Genomic DNA, 16,372 nt, shown 5'->3' with positions numbered 1-16,372 from the left:
TTGTGGGTGCCCGGTTGCCTCAGGCCTTCCGTGCCGCCGCGAGGATCTTGACCGTGGTGTGGAAGAACCGTGAGGTGCCCTGGCCGCGGTAGTCCTTGGGGAGGGCGGTGGCCGGGTTGCTGCCGAGGCGGCCGTTCCTGAGGTGCATCACCACGAACGCGGCCCCCTCCGTCGCCCCGAGGATCTCCCAGTCCCCCTTCGGCGAGCGGACGGGGAACTCGTACCCCGCACCCAACGGCTCCGACAGGAACACCACGCACAGCCGCACGTCCGGCGTGACCTCCACCCCCGCGAACGGATCCGCGTCGACGGCCTCCGCGACCTCCTCCACCGTCTGCACCATGGTCGGCACGTCGAACCCGAGCGCCTCCGCCAGGTGCTCCTCGATCCGCCGGGTGAGCGCCGCCCGGTCGGTCTCCTCCGAGGTGAAGAAGACGTTCCCGCTCTGGATGTACGTCCGCACGTCCGCCAGGCCGAGCTCGGCGAACAGTTCGCGCAGCCGCTCCATCCGCACCGTCCGCCCGCCGACGTTGACCGCCCGGAGAAACGCGATGTAGGTCTGTGCCATCCGCCCAGTCTGGCAGTCCGCGCTGACAGACTGGCGCAATGACGACCTGGCAGGATTTCGAGCAGGAGGCCCCGGACCTCGCCCCCGCCGTCCGGGCCCGTTTCGACGCCGCGAAGCACCACGTCCTGGCCACGCTGCGCAGGGGCGGGGCGCCCAGGGTCAGCGGCACGGAGATCGAGTTCATCGGCGCGGACCTCACCATCGGCTCGATGTACGGCGCGGTGAAGGCCATGGACCTGCGGCGGGACGGCCGCTTCGCGCTGCACAGCAACCCGGGCGACGGGACGATGGCCGAGGGTGACGCCAAGGTGTCCGGGGTGGCGGTGGAGATCACCGACCCGGTGGAGGTGGCGGCGTACGAGTCCGACCTCCCGCAGCCGCCGCAGGGGCCGTACCACGCCTTCCGCCTGGAGCCGACCGAGGTGGTGCTCACCGAGGTGGCGGGCGACCACCTGCGGATCCGCTCCTGGCGCCCGGGCGAGGAGGTCCGGGAGTTCCAGCGGTACTGATCCCCCCGCCACCCCCCGCCGCCCGTCAGTCGGGGATGACCGACTTCAGCGCCTCCGGCGTCCGCGCCACCACCGCGTGACCGTCGTCCGCCGTGATGATCGGGCGCTGGATCAGGATCGGGTGCTCCGCCAGCGCCGCGATCCAGCGCGCCCGCTCCCCGGCCTCCCTGGGCCAGGTCTTCATGCCCAGGTCCTTGGCGGGCTGCTCGTCGAGCCGGGTGATGTCCCAGGGCTCCAGGGCGAGCCGGCCGAGCACCGCCTCCAGTTCGTCGGCGGTCGGCACGTCCTCCAGGTAGCGGCGGACGGTGTACTCCGCCCCGGCGGCGTCCAGCTCGCCGATCGCCGTCCGGCACTTGCTGCAACGCGGGTTGATCCAGATCTCCATGCGCCTCAGCGTACCCACCGGCTCCGGGAACCCGGTGCCGCCGCATGGCCGTTGACCCCTGCGGGCGGCCCGCTTCGGGCGGGCGCACGGGGGAGGGGAGTGACGGATGGACGGCGAGGCGATCGTCGAGCAGTTGATGACGGTGGAGGGCCGGCGGGACCCGTACCCGCTGTACGAACTGGCCCGTACGCTCGGCCCGGTGATACCCGGCCCGCCCGACCTGCTGCTGGCCGTCGGGTACCGCGAGGTCAACCAGGTCCTCCGCAACATGGGGTTCGCGGTGGCCGACACCGCGACGCGCGAGCGCTGGGAGCCGGGGTTCGCCGACCACAGTTCCCGGGTGCTGTTCAGCCGCTCGATCCTGGAGAGCAACGCCCCGCACCACGCCCGGATGCGCTCGCTGATCGCCTCCGTGTTCACCCCGCGCCGGGTCGCCGCCCTGGAGCCCGCCGTCACCGCCGCCGTCCACCGGCTGCTCGACGAGATGGCCGACCGGGGGGCGGACGGCTCGCCGGTGGACTTCATGGACGCCTTCGCCTTCCGCCTCCCGGTCGGGGTGATCTGCGAGCTGCTCGGCGTCCCCGAGGCCGACCGGTACCGCTTCCGCGGACTGGCCTCGGAGCTCACCGCCACGCTGGAGATCATCGCCACCGACGAGGAGCTGGCCGCCGCCGACCGGGCCGCCGACGAGCTGGCCGGGTACTTCACCGAACTGGCCGCCGCCCGCACGGCGCATCCCCGGGACGACCTGGTCAGCGCCCTGGTCGAGGTGGCCGCCGCGGACGAGTCCCGGCTCTCCGGCCCGGAGCTGCTGGCCAACCTGGTCCTGCTGCTGGTCGCCGGCTTCGAGACCACCACCAACCTGCTGGGCAACGGTCTCGCCCTGCTGTTCCGGCACCCCGAGGCGCTGGCCGGTCTGCGGGACGGCGGTGTCACCCCGGCCGGCTTCACCGACGAGGTGCTCCGCCACGACTCCCCGGTCCAGCTCACCTCCCGGATCGCGCTCACCGGCGGCCTGCGGATCGGCGAGCTGGAGGTGCCGTACGGCAGCGGCGTGTTCCTGCTGATCGGCGCGGCCAACCGCGACCCCGACCGGTACGAGCACCCCGACCGCTTCGACCCCACGAGGCGTGACAGCCAGCCGCTCAGCTTCGGCGCAGGCCCGCACTACTGCCTCGGCGCCCAGCTCGCCCGGCAGGAGTCGCAGGTGGCGGTCCGGGCCCTGGTCGACCGCTTCCCGGCGCTCGCCCCGGCCGGCGAGCCGGTGCGCCGGGACCGGCTGGTGCTGCGCGGCTACGAGACCCTCCCGGTCATCCTGCGCTGAGCGCCGTGGCCACCGAACGGGCTCAGCGGCCGCGGCCACCGGACGGGCTCAGCAGCTCAGTAGTCGGTGTCCGCGAAGCACATCGCCAGCGCCGAACCGCCCAGCACCACCAGCTGCGAGGCCGCGGCCACCCGCCGCCGCAGGAGCAGCAGCGCCCCGCCGAGCAGCAGCGCGGACAGCCCGAGGAAGCGGACGAAGCCCCACTTCGCCGCCTCCCGGGTGGCCCGGTCGGGGTGCTGCATGCCGCCGTGCAGGCCGATGTCCCACATGCCCTGGCCGAGGACGAGGAACATCGCGGGGAGCAGGAACAGCTCCGCGGTCAGCAGGATGACGGCGATCACGGCGTCGCCGGAACGGGACCGGCGGACGGCCGGGGCGGAGAGGGGGGCGGTACTCATGTGGATCATGACTCCGTCCGGCCCCGGCTGGTTCCACCTGCACTGATGTGCCGCCGGGGGCTCAGGTCCGGGCGCGGTAGGACCGCATCGCCAGGGGGACGAACACCGCCGCGATGACGGCCGCCCAGGCGAGCGACCACAGCACCGGTCCGGCCACCGGGCCGCCGGTGAGCAGCCCCCGGTAGGCGTCCGACAGGTGCGTCACCGGGTTGACGTTCACCCAGGCCTGCATCCAGCCCGGCATGGTGTCCACCACCACGAACGCGCTGCTGGTGAAGGTGATCGGGAAGATCAGCGTGAAGGCGAACACCTGCACCTTCTCCGGGTCCCCGGCGAGCATCCCGATCAGCACCGCGATCCAGGACACCGCCGCCGTGAACACCAGCAGCAGCGCGGCCGCCGCCAGGAACCCGCCGAACCCGGTGGTGATCCGGAACCCGAGCAGCATGCCCAGCCCGATCATCAGCAGCATCGCCCACAACTGCTTGCACAGGTCCGCGGCGATCCGCCCGAGCAGTGGCGCCGAGCGGGCGATCGGCAGGCTCCGCAGCCGGTCGAACACGCCCTTGGTGAGGTCGGTGTTGAGCGCCATCGCGGTGTACATGGTGGTGAACAGCGCGTTCTGCACGATGATCCCGGCCAGCGCGTACTGCAGGTACTCCTGCGGCGACCCGGCCATCTGCCCGCCGAAGACGTAGGTGAACAGCACCACGAACATGATCGGCGTGACCGAGAAGTCCACCAGCTCCAGCGGGTTGTGCTTGACCGAGACCAGGCTGCGCCACGCCATGGTGCCGGTCTGCTGGAGGGCGGCCAGCGGCCGGACCCGGCCCCGGGCGGTCAGCGGCGCGGTGACGGCGGTCATGACCTGCTCCCGGTCGGCTCGAACTCCTCCTCGCCCGCCCCGGCGTCACCCTCGCCGCCCTCAGCCCGGGTGCGGTGGCCGGTCAGGGCCAGGAAGACCTCGTCCAGCGAGGACCGGCGCAGCGCCAGCTCGCCGACCGCGATCCCGGCGTCCTCCAGCCGCCGCACCACGGCGGGCATCAGCGCCGGATCGTTCACCGGCGCGGTGACCAGGTCGCCCTCGATCTTCGTCTGCTCCCCGGCGAGCTGCCCGACCAGCCGGTGGGCCTGCTCCAGGTCCCGGCCGTGGATCGGTCGCAGCTGCAGCACCTGCCCGCCGACCTGGGACTTCAGCGCGTCCGGGGTGCCCTCGGCGATCACCCGGCCGCGGTCGATCACCACGATCTCGTCGGCCAGCCGGTCCGCCTCGTCCAGGTACTGGGTGGTGAGCAGGGCGGTCACGCCCTCGCCGACCAGGCCGCGCAGCAGGTCCCACAGCTCGCCCCGGCTGTGCGGGTCGAGCCCGGTGGTGGGCTCGTCCAGGAACAGGATCCGCGGCCGGCCGACCAGGCTGGCCGCGAGGTCGAGCCGCCGCCGCATCCCGCCGGAGTACGTCTTCACGGCCCGCCCGGCCGCCTCGCTCAACCGGAACCGGTCCAGCAGCTCCGCCGCGCGGGCCCGGGAGTCGCCGCGCGGCATGCCGAGCAGGCGGCCGATCATCAGCAGGTTCTCGGTGCCGGTGAGGTTCTCGTCCACGGCGGCGTACTGGCCGGTCAGGCCGACCAGCGCCCGCACCCGCCCGGCCTCCGCCACCACGTCGTGGCCGGCCACCGCCGCCCGCCCGCCGTCCGGCCGCAGCAGCGTGGCGAAGATCCGCACCGCGGTGGTCTTGCCCGCCCCGTTCGGCCCCAGCAGGCCCAGCACCGTCCCGGACCGCGCCGTCAGGTCCACCCCGGCCAGCGCCCGGGTCTCCTTGAACGACTTGACCAGGCCCTCGGCCTCGATCGCGTACGACATCAACAGGCCTCCGCATCCGCTCGGCCGGACACACACCCTTCCACTCTGCTGCACCCCGGCCCCCGGCCGCAGCGCGGGCGACCGCGATACTGAGCGGGTGTCGGACCCCGCGCTGATCCCGCCGATCCCTCCCCGCCTGCCGGCCACCGTCCGCTGCCGCCGCTGCGGCCGCCCCCTCCACGACCCCGAGTCCCGCATCCTCCGCCTCGGCCGCGAATGCCGCCGCCCCGACGAGCCCGTCCGCGTCCTCCCCGGCCCCCAGGACCCCCTCCCGGGCCTCGACCCCTGACCATGCGAGGACGTCGGGCGTCCACGCACGGCTGCCCGTGTCCCTGGGCAGGACACGGGCAGCCGTGGTGCGGACGGCGGGGCCGGCCGGGGTGGGTCTACAGGTCGAAGTAGAGCTCGAACTCGTGCGGGTGCGGGCGCAGGGCGATCGGGGCGATCTCGTTCGTGCGCTTGAAGTCGATCCAGGTCTCGATCAGGTCCGGGGTGAAGACGCCGCCCGCGAGCAGGTACTCGTGGTCGGCCTCCAGGGCCTCCAGGACGGCGCCGAGGGAGTCGGGCACCTGGGGGACGGCGGCGTGCTCGTCGGGCGCCAGCTCGTACAGGTCCTTGTCGACCGGCTCCAGCGGCTCGATCTTGTTCTTGATGCCGTCCAGGCCGGCCATCAGCATGGCGGCGAAGGCCAGGTACGGGTTGGAGGACGGGTCCGGGGCGCGGAACTCGATGCGCTTGGCCTTGGCGTTGGACCCGGTGATCGGGATGCGGATGGCCGCGGAGCGGTTGCGCTGCGAGTACACCAGGTTGACCGGGGCCTCGAAGCCGGGGACCAGGCGGTGGTAGGAGTTCACCGAGGGGTTGGTGAAGGCCAGCAGCGAGGGTGCGTGCTTGAGCAGGCCGCCGATGTAGTAGCGGGCGGTGTCGGACAGGCCGGCGTAGCCCTGCTCGTCGTAGAAGAGCGGCGTGCCCTCGGTCCACAGCGACTGGTGGACGTGCATGCCGGAGCCGTTGTCACCGAAGATCGGCTTGGGCATGAAGGTGGCGGTCTTGCCGTTCCGCCACGCCACGTTCTTGATGATGTACTTGAACAGCATCAGGTCGTCGGCCGCGTGCAGCAGGGTGTTGAACTTGTAGTTGATCTCCGCCTGGCCGGCGGTGCCCACCTCGTGGTGCTGGCGCTCGACCTCCAGGCCGGCGGCGGCCAGCTCCAGGGACATCTCGGCGCGCAGGTCGGCGAAGTGGTCGACCGGCGGGATCGGGAAGTAGCCGCCCTTGTACTTGACCTTGTAGCCGCGCGCGTCGCCCTCGGCGGAGCCGGTGTTCCAGGCGCCGGCCTCGGAGTCGATGTGGTAGTAGGAGGCGTTGGCGCTGGTCTCGAACCGCACCGAGTCGAAGACGTAGAACTCCGCCTCGGGGCCGAAGTAGGCGGTGTCGGCGATGCCGGAGGAGGCCAGGTAGGCCTCGGCCTTCTTGGCGACGTTGCGCGGGTCCCGGCTGTAGGCCTCGCCGGTGATCGGGTCCTGAATGAAGAAGTTGATGTTGAGGTGCTTCTCCGCCCGGAAGGGGTCGAGGCGCGCGGTCTGGAGGTCGGGCGCGAGGGCCATGTCGGACTCGTGGATCGCCTGGAAGCCGCGGATCGACGAGCCGTCGAACATGAGCGTCTCGGTGGGGTCGAAGGTTGCCGCCGGCACCGCGAAGTGCTGCATGACACCCGGCAGGTCGCAGAAGCGGACGTCGACGAACTTCACGTCGTTGTCCCTGATGTACTGCTTCACCTCGTCGGCGTTGGTGAACATCCATCCTCCTCAGCGTGCGGCTACTGGTGGCTCACGATAGGAATGGGCCGTTTCCGGCTGGTGACAAAGCCGTTTCCTGAATGTTAACCAGCCTGCCCCGCGGGGTGGCAAAGTCGTACGGTTCCGGGCAAATCGCCGCCCGTCCGGATGTGCTGGTCGAGAAGTGGTCTGGACCAGTTGCGGCAGTCGGAGCAACGCGAATCACCCCCACGGGGGAGGGGTGCCGAAGATCCCCGGTCGGGCGCGGTTAGTGTGGATCCGTGGACACCAGAGAAGCACTCGGATCGTGGATCGAAGGGCCGAAGGCCGCCGCCGAGAGGATGGGCGCCGACTTCGGGTACCGCGGCGAGCGCCTCGGCCTCCCCCAGGAGGGCTCCGGCTCGATCGCCGGCCCGGGCCGCCGCATCGGCGCGCTGTTCGTCGACGGCTGGCTCTGCAGCCTCATCGCGTACGGCCTGATCACCCGGGGCGACCAGGCCGGGGCCAACCTCTGGACGACCCCCCTGTTCTACCTGGTCACCGTGGTGCTGCTGGCCACCACCGGCACCACCTTCGGCAAGCGGCTGTTCGGCCTTCGGGTGGTCCGGCTGGACGGCGGCCGCGCCTCCATCCCCCAGGTCCTGCTGCGCACCCTGCTGCTCTGCCTGGTCATCCCCGCGGTGGTCTGGGACCGCGACAGCCGCGGCCTGCACGACAAGGCCGTCGGCACCGTCGAGGTCCGCATCTGACAACCGTCGGGTAGCCGTCGGACAGCCCTGACAGCTCTGACGGCAGCTCTGACAGCAGGGGACCCCGGACCCGGAACGTTGAACGGCCCCGCCGCGAGTGATTCGCGGCGGGGCCGTGGTGTCGGTGGGAGCGGGTCAGCGGAGCTGGCCGCCCTTCGGCATCCGGGCGCCCTTGGGCATCGGGCCCTTGGGGATCGGCGCCTTGGAGAGCAGGTCGCCCAGCGCGCGGAGCCGGTCGTTGGTCTCCGTGACCTGGGCGGCGGTGATCGCCCGCGGCAGGCGCATCAGGTGGATCTGCAGCTTCTTCAGCGGGATCTCACCCTCGCCGTCGCCCACCACGATGTCGTGCACCGGGATGTCGCCGACCACGCGGGCCATCTTCTTCTTCTCGGAGGCCAGCAGCGGGCGCACCCGGTTCGGGTTGCCCTCGCCGATCAGCGCGATGCCGGCCCGGCCGACCGCGCGGTACACGGCGTCCTGGTTACGGGTCACCGCGACCGGCGTCGGGTTGGCGGTCCAGCCGCGCCGGATGTTGTTCAGCACGGCCGCGACGGCGCCCGGCTGGCCCTCCATCTGGCCGAAGGCGGCACGCTCGGCCCGGCGTCCGAAGACGATCGCCATGGCCAGGAAGGCCACGATGAAGCCCAGGATCCCCAGGTAGATGGGGTGACCGATCACGAAGCCGATGGCGAGGAACACGCCGAAGGTGATGAGGCCGACGCCTGCGATGATCAGGCCGATCTTGGTGTCGACCTTCTTGGTCATTTGGTACGCCAGGCGGATCTGCTTCAGTCGCCCGGGGTTCTCGGATGTTTCCCTCGCCATACGCCTCATGGTACGTGGCAGGGTCCGGGTACATCCAAGGGGCGGTGCCGACTCGTGACCCGGGGATTTCCCTGATCCTGTCAACGGCGGGCCGGGAAGCCCGCCGGACGACCCCGTGTCCCGTCCCTCACACCCGTCGCTCAGGCCCGGCGCCCGGGCTCCGCCGTACGGCCGGGCAGGGGCCCGCCGCGGTCGCGGTCGGCGGCCAGCCGGCGGTTCTCGCAGACGGCCGCCCAGGCGTTGCGCCGGGCCTGCCGCATGAGCACCCCCTCGGCCAGCCGCAGGGCCTGTCCGACGGACCGGAAATTGGTGCGCACGACGAACCACTTCCTCAGGGCGAGAGGTGTTGGACGAGTCCGATGGTCCCCACACGGTGTTACCGGACGGTGACCGGACAGTCAATCCCGCATGAAAGCCGGGCGTGGTGGGACGAACCCGGCACGCGGGCCGGGCGGGACATGAACAGGGACACGAACAGGGCCGCGAGCAGGGCCGCGAGCAGGGGCGTGACCAGCGACGTGACCGCGACGCGAGCGGGGGCGGGACCGCAGCCGCGGACCCGCCCCCGTGCGTACCGCCGTTCGGCGTCAGACCGCCGTCCGCGCGCGGTGCTCCAGCGCCTGCCGGTACAGCCGGCCGGCCCGGTAGGAGGACCGCACCAGCGGACCCGACATCACACCGGCGAAGCCGAGCTCCTCGGCCTCCTGCTGCAGCTCCACGAACTCCTGCGGCTTCACCCAGCGCTCCACCGGGTGGTGGCGCAGCGAGGGCCGCAGGTACTGGGTGATGGTGATCAGCTCGCAGCCGGCGCCCACCAGGTCGGCCAGCGCCTGGCTGACCTCCTCGCGGGTCTCGCCCATGCCGAGGATCAGGTTGGACTTGGTCACCAGGCCGGCCGCACGGGCCTGGGTGATGACGTCCAGCGAGCGCTCGTAGCGGAAGGCGGGACGGATCCGCTTGAAGATCCGGGGCACCGTCTCGACGTTGTGCGCCAGCACCTCGGGGCGCGAGGAGAACACCTCGGCGAGCTGCTCCGGGACGGCGTTGAAGTCCGGGATCAGCAGCTCCACGCCCGTCCGGCCGGCCTCGCGGCCGGCGGTCATCGCGTGCACCTGGCGGACCGTCTCGGCGTACAGCCAGGCGCCGCCGTCCTCCAGGTCGTCGCGGGCGACGCCGGTGATGGTGGCGTAGTTGAGGTCCATGGTGACGATGGACTCGGCGACCCGGCGCGGCTCGTCCCGGTCGAACTCGGCGGGCTTGCCGGTGTCGATCTGGCAGAAGTCGCAGCGGCGGGTGCACTGGTCACCGCCGATGAGGAAGGTCGCCTCGCGGTCCTCCCAGCACTCGAAGATGTTGGGGCAGCCCGCCTCCTGGCAGACCGTGTGCAGCCCCTCCTTCTTCACCAGGGACTGCAGGGCGTTGTACTCCGGCCCCATCTTCGCCCTGGTCTTGATCCACTCAGGCTTCCGCTCGATGGGGGTCTCGCTGTTGCGGACCTCCAGGCGGAGGAGCTTCCTGCCGTCGGGTGCGACAGCGGACACGTGCGACTCCTAGAACTAGACGGGGTACCCCCAGGGTACGCCTGTGGTTTCCGGCCCTTCACCGGGCCCGAGCCCGGCAATCGCAGGGCAACAGCCCTACCAGCCGGTAGATTCCCGTGCTCAGCGGACGAGCGCCGGCTCCGGCAGCTCCGCGAGGACCTCCGCCAGGCGGCGCTCCACCGCCGGCAGCGCCTCCGCCACCGGGACGTCCCGGCCCAGCTCCGAACTGAGCGAACCCACCCCCGCGTCCCGGATCCCACAGGGCACGATCCGGTCGAACCAGGTCATGTCCGGATCGCAGTTCAGCGCGAAGCCGTGCATCGTCACGCCGCGCGCCACCCGCACCCCGATCGCCGCCAGCTTCCGGTCGTCTCCGCGCTGCCCGGCGTTGGACGGCGCGTACTCCGGACCCGCCAGCCGCGGGTCGATGCCCAGCGGCAGGCCCATCCGCAGGGTCAGCTTGCCGATCTCCACCACCTGCGACGGGTCGACCACCGCCCCCGGGATCTCCGCACCCAGCTTCCACACCCCGCTGCGGCCCTCGACCCGGGTGGTCTCCAGCCCGAAGTCGGTGCAGGCGCGGATCAGCGCCTCCTCCAGCCGCCGCACGTACGCCACCACGTCGATCGGGTCCGGCAGCTTGACGATCGGGTACCCGACCAGCTGGCCGGGGCCGTGCCAGGTGATCTCGCCGCCGCGGTTCACCTCCACCACCGGGGTGCCGTCCAGCGGCAGGTCCTCCGGGTTGGTCCGCTTGCCCATCGTGTAGACCGGCTGGTGCTCCAGCAGGAGCACCGTGTCGGGGATCTCGTCCGCCACCCGCAGCGCGTGCAGCCGCTGCTGCTCCTCCCACGCCTCCTGGTACGGGACGGCGCGCTCGCCGATACCCAACCGAACGAACCGCACGTTCTCGCTCACCGCTGCTGCTCCTTGCCAGGCGACTCGAGACCAACCCGGCCACTGTACGCCTGCGCTCGAACGGACCGGCGAGCGGCCGGTGGCGAGCGCCCGGCGCCCGGCGGCGAGCGCCCGGCGCCCGGCGGCGAGCGGCCGGCGGGCGGCGGTCGGCCTCAGTCCCGGGCCAGCAGTTGCAGCCGGAGGGCCAGCTGCAGCTCCAGGGAGCGCTCGGGGTGGTTCCAGTCCCGGCCGAGCAGCACCTCCACCCGGTCCAGACGCTGCACCACCGTGTTCACGTGCACGTGCAGCTCGTCCTTGGCCCGGGTCAGGCTGCCGCCGCAGTCGAAGTAGGCGCGCAGGGTCCGCACCAGCTCGGTGCCGCGGCGGGCGTCGTACTCCAGCAGCGGGCCGAGGGCGGCGGAGACGAACCCGTCCACGTCGTGGCCGTCGCCGAGCAGCACACCGAGGAAGCCCAGGTCCGCGGCGGCGGCCCCGGCACCCTCCCGGCCCAGCACCCGCAGCGCCCGGACGCAGCGCAGCCCCTCGGCGTGCGCGCCGGCCACCGCCGTCGGGCCGGCCGCCGCCCGCCCGGTGCCCACCGTCACCGGGGCGCCGGTCAGCCGGGCCAGCCGCTCGGCCGCGTCGGCCGCCACCGCCCCGGGCGCCCGGCCGTCCTCGGGGAGCAGCAGCACCACCGCCTCGCCGTGTTCGGCGCTGATCCCGCGCGAGCCGAACAGGTACCGGACGGCGGCGCCCGCCAGCCGCTCCCGGCCGGCCGGTCCCGCGGCCGCCGGACCGGCCGGCTCCGCCACCAGCACCAGGTGCGGGCGGCCCAGGTCCACGCCGAGCCGGCGGCCGCGGGCGACCAGGCCGGCCGGATCCCGGTCCGGGGCGGTGAGCAGGTCGGCCAGCAGCTCGCCGCGGACCCGGTTCTCGGTCTCCGCCACCGAACGCCGCAGCAGCAGCACCAGCGCGGTGACCACACTGGCCCGTTCGAAGATCCGCCGGTCCGCGTCGTCCAGATCGGGCCGGCCGCGCAGCTCCAGGCTGCCCAGCAGCTCCTGCCCGGCCAGCACCGCGCACACCCACGCCCGCCCGTGCGGGACCGCCCGCGCCTCCGTCCGGGAGGCGGCCACCGCCTCCGTCAGCGCGCCGTCCGCCCGGCCGCGCCCGGTGAGCGGCTCGCCCTCGGCGTCCCGGACCGCCACCTCGCCGTCCAGCAGCGCGGCGAGGTCGGCGGCCAGGTCCGGTACCTCGGCGCCGCGCAGCACCAGGTCGGTCAGCCGGTCGTGGGCCTGCTCGGCCCGCTGCACGGCGGCCGCGTGGGCCCGGATCACCTCGTTCGCGGCGGCCAGCTCGGTCAGTGCCGCCCGGGTCTCGGCCAGCGACCCGGCGGTGTCCAGGGCGATCGCCGCGTGGGCGGCCAGGGTGCACAGCAGGGCCACCTCGTCCGGCGAGAACGCCCGGGCCGAGCGGTCCGCCGCGAACAGCACTCCGATCACCCGGTCGCCCAGCAGCAGCGGGACGCCGATGATCGCGACCAGCCCCTCGTCCAGCACCCCGGCGTCGATCCGGCGGGTGTGCCGGAACCGCTGGTCCGTACGGTAGTCCGGGGTGGCGTACGGGCGGGCGGTCTGCGCCACCAGACCGCCGAGGCCGTCGCCCAGGCTGAGGCGCAGGGACTGGAACAGCGGGGAGACCGAGCCGTCGGTGACCCGCATGTAGGTGTCCCCGGCCCGCGGGTCCGGGAGGGTCAGGTACGCGGTGTCGGTGCCCAGCAGCCCCCGGGCCCGGCGGACGATCGCCTGCAGCACCGCGTCCAGGTCACGGGAGGCCGCCAGGTCGCCGGCGGTGTCGAACAGCGCGGTGAGTTCCGCCTCCCGGCGGCGGTGCTGGCGCAGCGTCCGGTGGACCCGCAGCGCCTGCCAGGTGGCGGCGTCGATCTCCGCCAGCACCTCGGCGGGCGCGCCCTGCCGGCGGGCGTCGGCCTGCACCTCGGCGAGGTCCTCGGTGGCGGCGCCGGAGGCCAGCAGGTCGAGCAGCCGGCGCAGCGCGGGGGCGGAGCTGGTGGGGGGCGCGTCCATGGTGCGGGCCATCGTGCCAAATCCGTCTGTCGAGCAGTAGGGGTCGCGCAACCGGTGAACCCGGGGGCACCGGGGGCGGCCGTGAGGTGCCCCCGCGCGCCCCCGGATCTCAGAGGGTGTTCGGTAGGTGAATCCCCCCAACTGTCCGGCTTTGATCGGCACGGCACGGACTCGGTTCCATGATCTCGTGGCGGCCGGGTCCGTGTCCGCGATATTGATCGACCGTGACGGAACGACGCCGGTACCCCTCGGACCTGAAGGACGATCAGTGGCAGCTCATCGAGCCGATGCTGCTGAGATGGCGGGCGGCGCGAGCCGAGGGTCGTGAGCCGATCACCGAGCTGCGCGAGGTGGTCAACGCGATCCTCTACGTCGCCCGGACCGGCATCGCCTGGCGATACCTGCCGCACGACTTCCCGCCCCACACCACCGTCTACGGCTATTTCAAGGAGTGGGAACGCGACGGGACCACCGAGCAGATCCACGACACGCTCCGTGACCAACTCCGGGCGAAGAAGAGTCGCCGGATCCTGCCGACCGCGGCGATCATCGACGCCCAGTCGGTGAAGGCCTCGCCCAACGCTCCCGCCGACTCCCAGGGTTTCGACGGTGGCAAGAAGGTCAAGGGTCGTAAGCGGCACATCGCCACCGACACCCTTGGCCTGCTCCTGGTGCTGATCGTCACCGCCGCTGGCGTCCAGGACTCTGCCGGCGGGAAGCAAGTCCTCGACGTCCTCGCGGACCGGTGGCCGAGCGTGACCAAGGCCTGGGTCGATGCCGGCTACAACCACGCCGTCGTCAGGCACGGCGCCGCAATGGGCATCGATGTCGAGGTCGTCGCCCGGGACAAGGAGCAGAAGGGCTTCGTCGTCCAGCCGATCCGCTGGCGGGTGGAGCAGACGTTCGGGATTATGGCCCGGTACCGGCGGCTCCACCGTGACTACGAGGAGCTGCCGGACCGGTCACGCTCGATGATCCAGTGGGCCATGGTCAATTCGATGACCACCCGGCTGACCGCCAGCCCGGACAGAACCGGGCAATACCTCCGCCCGAAACCGCCTGCGGCAGCCTAAATCGGTATCGAACACCCTCTCAGACGCCGGCGGTCTCCCGGACGGGCACCGCCTCCGCCAGGTCGGTGCCGCGGGTCTCGCGGGCGCAGAGCACGGCCACCACCGTGACCACCGCCGCCAGCGCCACGTACACCGCGATCGGCGTGGCACTGCCGTAGTCCTTCAGCAGGGCGGTGGCGATCAGCGGCGCCGGCGCCCCCGCCGCCACCGAGGAGAACTGGGCGCCGATCGAGGCGCCCGAGTACCGCGTCCGGGTCGCGAACAGCTCCGAGAAGAACGCCGCCTGCGGCGCGTACATCGCGCTGTGCAGGACCAGTCCCACGGTGACCGCCGCCACCAGGGCGCCGAAGCTGCGGGTGTCCACCAGCCCGAAGAAGACGAAGGCCCAGATCCCGACGCCGATCGCGCCGGCGAGGTACACCGGCCGCCGGCCGATCCGGTCCGACAGCGCCCCGAACACGGGGATCAGCGCGAACTGCACCGCCGAGCCGATCAGCACCGCGTTGAGCGCGGTCTGCTTCGACAGGTGCACCTGCCCGACCGCGTACGCCAGCACGAAGGTGGTCATCACGTAGTACGAGATGTTCTCGGCCATCCGGGCGCCCATCGCCACCAGGACGTCCCGCCAGTGGTCCCGAAGCACCACCACCAGCGGCGGCCGCTCGGCGGTCTTCCGGGCCTCCGCCGCCGCCAGCGCCTGCCGGAACAGCGGGGACTCGTCCACCGCGAGGCGGATCCACAGGCCGACCACCACCAGCAGCGCGGAGAGCAGGAACGGCACCCGCCAGCCCCAGGAGAGGAAGGCCGCGTCCGAGAGGACCGTCGTCAGGACCGAGAGCACGCCCGCCGCCAGCAGGTTCCCGGCGGGTGCGCCGCCCTGCGGCCAGGAGGCCCAGAAGCCGCGCCGCCGGGCGTCGCCGTGCTCGGAGACCAGCAGCACCGCCCCGCCCCACTCGCCGCCCAGCGCGAAGCCCTGCACCAGCCGCAGCCCGGTCAGCAGCAGCGGCGCCGCCGCCCCGATCTGGTGGTACGTCGGCAGGCAGCCGATCAGCGTGGTCGCGCCGCCCATCAGCAGCAGGCTGAGCACCAGCAGCCGCTTGCGGCCCAGCCGGTCGCCGAAGTGCCCGAACACCAGGGCGCCCAGCGGCCGGGCCGCGAAGCCGATGGCGTAGGTGAGGAAGGAGAGCAGGGTGCCGGTCAGCGGGTCGGAGGTGGGGAAGAAGACCTTGCCGAAGACCAGCGCGGCGGCGGTGCCGTAGAGGAAGTAGTCGTACCACTCGATGGTGGTGCCGATCAGACTGGCGCCGACCACCTTCCACAGCGGGGAGGAGGAGTCCGGTCTCGCGGCGTCGGGAGCGTGGGCCATGGGCGGGTCACCTGTTTCTGCCGGGGATCTGCGCGGGGGTGTACGGGATCGGGCGGGTGCGGGGGTCAGTGCGCGGTCCAGCCGCCGTCCACGGGGAGGCTGGCGCCGGTGACGCAGGCGGCGTGCGGCGAGCAGAGCCAGACGGCGAGCCGCGCCACCTCCTCCGGCTCGATCAGGCGCTTGACGGCGCTGCGGTCGAGCATGATCCGCTCGACCACGTCCTCCGGGGGCAGCCCGTGGGCGGCCGCCTGCGCGGCGATCTGCCGCTCCACCAGCGGGGTGCGGACGTAGGCGGGGTTGACGCAGTTGCTGGTCACACCGTGCGGGGCGCCCTCCAGGGCCACCGTCTTGCTGAGCCCCTCCAGGGCGTGCTTGGCGGTGACGTACGCGGACTTGAAGGCGCTGGCCCGCAGGCCGTGCACCGAGGAGATGTTGACGACCCGTCCCCAGCCGCGGGCGTACATGTGCGGCAGGGTGCGGCGCAGGATGCGGAACGGCGCCTCCACCATGACCCGCTGCATGAACGTGAACCGCTCCACCGGGAACTCGTGCAGCGGCGCGACGTGTTGCAGCCCGGCGTTGTTGACGACGATGTCGCAGGCGGCCGGCAGGGCCTCCACCGCCTCCGGGTCGGAGAGGTCCGCGATGTGCGCGGTGCCGCCGATCCGCGCGGCCAGCTCCTCGGCGGGCCCGGCGCTCAGGTCCACGAGGTGCACCCGGGCGCCCGCCTCGGCGAGCGCCTCGGCACAGGCCCGGCCGATGCCCGAGGCGGCGCCGGTGACCAGGGCGGTCCGGCCCCGGAGCGGGAGCGGCGGGGCCGGCGCGTGAGTGGTGTCCATGGCCGAGAACGGTAGGAAGCGCCGCCCCGCGCTCCTATGGCTCCGGCCCCCACAGCTGCCGCCGTCCCCATGGCTCCCGCCACCATGCGGCCCGCGCGGGCACAGGCGCTCCACCACCCAAACACGCCGGGGCCGTGCTTCCCCACAACGGGGGCGTCCCCGTCACCCGTTCGGGC

At 72.7% G+C, this 16,372-nt stretch carries 18 protein-coding genes; 5 read left to right on the top strand and 13 right to left on the bottom strand.

All coding sequences use genetic code 11. From position 1 onward, the window contains the following. Positions 1-19 precede the first annotated feature (19 nt). A complete protein-coding gene (locus ABWK59_RS10395) occupies positions 20-568 on the bottom strand; it encodes a DUF1697 domain-containing protein (protein ID WP_354639855.1) in 549 nt (182 codons plus the stop codon). Positions 569-606: 38 nt separating this feature from the next. On the opposite strand from ABWK59_RS10395, the gene ABWK59_RS10390 reads away from it, so the two are divergent. Next, on the top strand, positions 607-1,077 hold the full coding sequence (locus tag ABWK59_RS10390) for a pyridoxamine 5'-phosphate oxidase family protein (RefSeq protein WP_354639853.1): 471 nt from the start codon (positions 607-609) through the stop codon (positions 1,075-1,077). A 25-nt stretch (positions 1,078-1,102) separates the two neighbouring features. Here the strand turns inward: ABWK59_RS10390 and ABWK59_RS10385 are convergent, their stop codons facing one another. Beyond that, positions 1,103-1,462: an ArsC/Spx/MgsR family protein gene (locus ABWK59_RS10385; RefSeq protein WP_354639851.1), complete on the bottom strand. Its 360-nt coding sequence runs from the start codon at positions 1,460-1,462 to the stop codon at positions 1,103-1,105. 106 nt (positions 1,463-1,568) lie between these two features. Between ABWK59_RS10385 and ABWK59_RS10380 the strand changes: the two genes are divergently transcribed. Then, on the top strand, positions 1,569-2,786 hold the full coding sequence (locus ABWK59_RS10380; RefSeq protein WP_354639850.1) for a cytochrome P450: 1,218 nt from the start codon (positions 1,569-1,571) through the stop codon (positions 2,784-2,786). Between the two features lie 56 nt (positions 2,787-2,842). On the opposite strand, the gene ABWK59_RS10375 is transcribed toward ABWK59_RS10380, so the two are convergent. From ABWK59_RS10375 to ABWK59_RS10365, 3 genes are all read right to left on the bottom strand, one after another. Continuing rightward, positions 2,843-3,184, bottom strand: coding sequence for a hypothetical protein (locus ABWK59_RS10375; RefSeq protein WP_354639848.1), 342 nt, complete (start codon positions 3,182-3,184; stop codon positions 2,843-2,845). Positions 3,185-3,245: 61 nt separating this feature from the next. Beyond that, positions 3,246-4,049, bottom strand: a complete 804-nt coding sequence (locus tag ABWK59_RS10370; RefSeq protein WP_354639846.1) for an ABC transporter permease — start codon at positions 4,047-4,049, stop codon at positions 3,246-3,248. Next, the gene (locus ABWK59_RS10365; RefSeq protein WP_354639844.1) at positions 4,046-5,044 is read right to left on the bottom strand and encodes an ATP-binding cassette domain-containing protein; all 999 of its coding nucleotides are present in this window, start codon (positions 5,042-5,044) and stop codon (positions 4,046-4,048) included. Before ABWK59_RS10365 ends, ABWK59_RS10370 begins: the two co-directional genes overlap by 4 nt. 97 nt (positions 5,045-5,141) lie before the next feature. Here ABWK59_RS10365 and ABWK59_RS10360 point away from each other — a divergent pair, with 97 nt between their 5' ends. After that, entirely contained in the window at positions 5,142-5,333 is a 192-nt protein-coding gene (locus ABWK59_RS10360; protein WP_354639841.1) for a DUF6011 domain-containing protein, read from the top strand. Between the two features lie 97 nt (positions 5,334-5,430). On the opposite strand, the gene glnA is transcribed toward ABWK59_RS10360, so the two are convergent. Then, a complete protein-coding gene (glnA, locus tag ABWK59_RS10355; RefSeq protein ID WP_354639838.1) occupies positions 5,431-6,843 on the bottom strand; it encodes a type I glutamate--ammonia ligase in 1,413 nt (470 codons plus the stop codon). A 260-nt stretch (positions 6,844-7,103) separates the two neighbouring features. Between glnA and ABWK59_RS10350 the strand changes: the two genes are divergently transcribed. Continuing rightward, positions 7,104-7,571: an RDD family protein gene (locus ABWK59_RS10350; RefSeq protein WP_354639836.1), complete on the top strand. Its 468-nt coding sequence runs from the start codon at positions 7,104-7,106 to the stop codon at positions 7,569-7,571. A gap of 135 nt (positions 7,572-7,706) precedes the next feature. On the opposite strand, the gene ABWK59_RS10345 is transcribed toward ABWK59_RS10350, so the two are convergent. The 5 genes from ABWK59_RS10345 to ABWK59_RS10325 all read right to left on the bottom strand — a co-directional run bounded on the left by ABWK59_RS10345 (position 7,707) and on the right by ABWK59_RS10325 (position 12,918). Then, positions 7,707-8,405 carry a DUF4191 domain-containing protein gene (locus tag ABWK59_RS10345; protein WP_420492758.1) on the bottom strand — a complete coding sequence of 233 codons (699 nt, stop codon included), beginning with the start codon at positions 8,403-8,405 and terminating at the stop codon, positions 7,707-7,709. A 131-nt stretch (positions 8,406-8,536) separates the two neighbouring features. Continuing rightward, positions 8,537-8,713, bottom strand: coding sequence for a hypothetical protein (locus ABWK59_RS10340; protein WP_354639832.1), 177 nt, complete (start codon positions 8,711-8,713; stop codon positions 8,537-8,539). A gap of 270 nt (positions 8,714-8,983) precedes the next feature. Further along, positions 8,984-9,937, bottom strand: coding sequence for a lipoyl synthase (gene lipA, locus ABWK59_RS10335; RefSeq protein ID WP_354639830.1), 954 nt, complete (start codon positions 9,935-9,937; stop codon positions 8,984-8,986). A 120-nt stretch (positions 9,938-10,057) separates the two neighbouring features. Beyond that, positions 10,058-10,855: a lipoyl(octanoyl) transferase LipB gene (lipB, locus tag ABWK59_RS10330; RefSeq protein WP_354639828.1), complete on the bottom strand. Its 798-nt coding sequence runs from the start codon at positions 10,853-10,855 to the stop codon at positions 10,058-10,060. 152 nt (positions 10,856-11,007) lie between these two features. After that, positions 11,008-12,918, bottom strand: a complete 1,911-nt coding sequence (locus tag ABWK59_RS10325) for a helix-turn-helix domain-containing protein (protein ID WP_354639827.1) — start codon at positions 12,916-12,918, stop codon at positions 11,008-11,010. Between the two features lie 224 nt (positions 12,919-13,142). Between ABWK59_RS10325 and ABWK59_RS10320 the strand changes: the two genes are divergently transcribed. Further along, on the top strand, positions 13,143-13,991 hold the full coding sequence (locus tag ABWK59_RS10320) for an IS5 family transposase (protein ID WP_354639193.1): 849 nt from the start codon (positions 13,143-13,145) through the stop codon (positions 13,989-13,991). Positions 13,992-14,010: 19 nt separating this feature from the next. Here ABWK59_RS10320 and ABWK59_RS10315 read toward each other — a convergent pair whose 3' ends face one another. Then, complete coding sequence (locus tag ABWK59_RS10315) at positions 14,011-15,357, bottom strand: MFS transporter (RefSeq protein ID WP_354639825.1); 1,347 nt, start codon at positions 15,355-15,357, stop codon at positions 14,011-14,013. A 65-nt stretch (positions 15,358-15,422) separates the two neighbouring features. After that, entirely contained in the window at positions 15,423-16,196 is a 774-nt protein-coding gene (locus tag ABWK59_RS10310; protein WP_354639823.1) for a 3-hydroxybutyrate dehydrogenase, read from the bottom strand. Positions 16,197-16,372: the final 176 nt, after the last annotated feature.

Origin of the sequence: Kitasatospora sp. HUAS MG31, from assembly GCF_040571325.1 — a bacterium.
GTDB classification, from domain to species: Bacteria; Actinomycetota; Actinomycetes; order Streptomycetales; family Streptomycetaceae; genus Kitasatospora; species Kitasatospora camelliae.
The sequence above is the reverse complement of the archived record's forward strand: the minus strand, read 5'-3'. Positions and strand labels throughout refer to the sequence as shown.

Bases quoted from the DNA above. Each gene is read 5' to 3' on its own strand.
- ABWK59_RS10380 (WP_354639850.1), top strand. From the start codon at position 1,569: ATGGACGGCGAGGCGATCGTCGAGCAGTTGATGACGGTGGAGGGCCGG.
- ABWK59_RS10315 (WP_354639825.1), bottom strand. From the start codon at position 15,357: ATGGCCCACGCTCCCGACGCCGCGAGACCGGACTCCTCCTCCCCGCTG.
- glnA (WP_354639838.1), bottom strand. From the start codon at position 6,843: ATGTTCACCAACGCCGACGAGGTGAAGCAGTACATCAGGGACAACGAC.
- ABWK59_RS10390 (WP_354639853.1), top strand. From the start codon at position 607: ATGACGACCTGGCAGGATTTCGAGCAGGAGGCCCCGGACCTCGCCCCC.
- ABWK59_RS10325 (WP_354639827.1), bottom strand. From the start codon at position 12,918: ATGGACGCGCCCCCCACCAGCTCCGCCCCCGCGCTGCGCCGGCTGCTC.
- ABWK59_RS10370 (WP_354639846.1), bottom strand. From the start codon at position 4,049: ATGACCGCCGTCACCGCGCCGCTGACCGCCCGGGGCCGGGTCCGGCCG.
- ABWK59_RS10310 (WP_354639823.1), bottom strand. From the start codon at position 16,196: ATGGACACCACTCACGCGCCGGCCCCGCCGCTCCCGCTCCGGGGCCGG.
- ABWK59_RS10385 (WP_354639851.1), bottom strand. From the start codon at position 1,462: ATGGAGATCTGGATCAACCCGCGTTGCAGCAAGTGCCGGACGGCGATC.
- ABWK59_RS10365 (WP_354639844.1), bottom strand. From the start codon at position 5,044: ATGTCGTACGCGATCGAGGCCGAGGGCCTGGTCAAGTCGTTCAAGGAG.
- ABWK59_RS10345 (WP_420492758.1), bottom strand. From the start codon at position 8,405: ATGAGGCGTATGGCGAGGGAAACATCCGAGAACCCCGGGCGACTGAAG.
- ABWK59_RS10375 (WP_354639848.1), bottom strand. From the start codon at position 3,184: ATGAGTACCGCCCCCCTCTCCGCCCCGGCCGTCCGCCGGTCCCGTTCC.
- ABWK59_RS10395 (WP_354639855.1), bottom strand. From the start codon at position 568: ATGGCACAGACCTACATCGCGTTTCTCCGGGCGGTCAACGTCGGCGGG.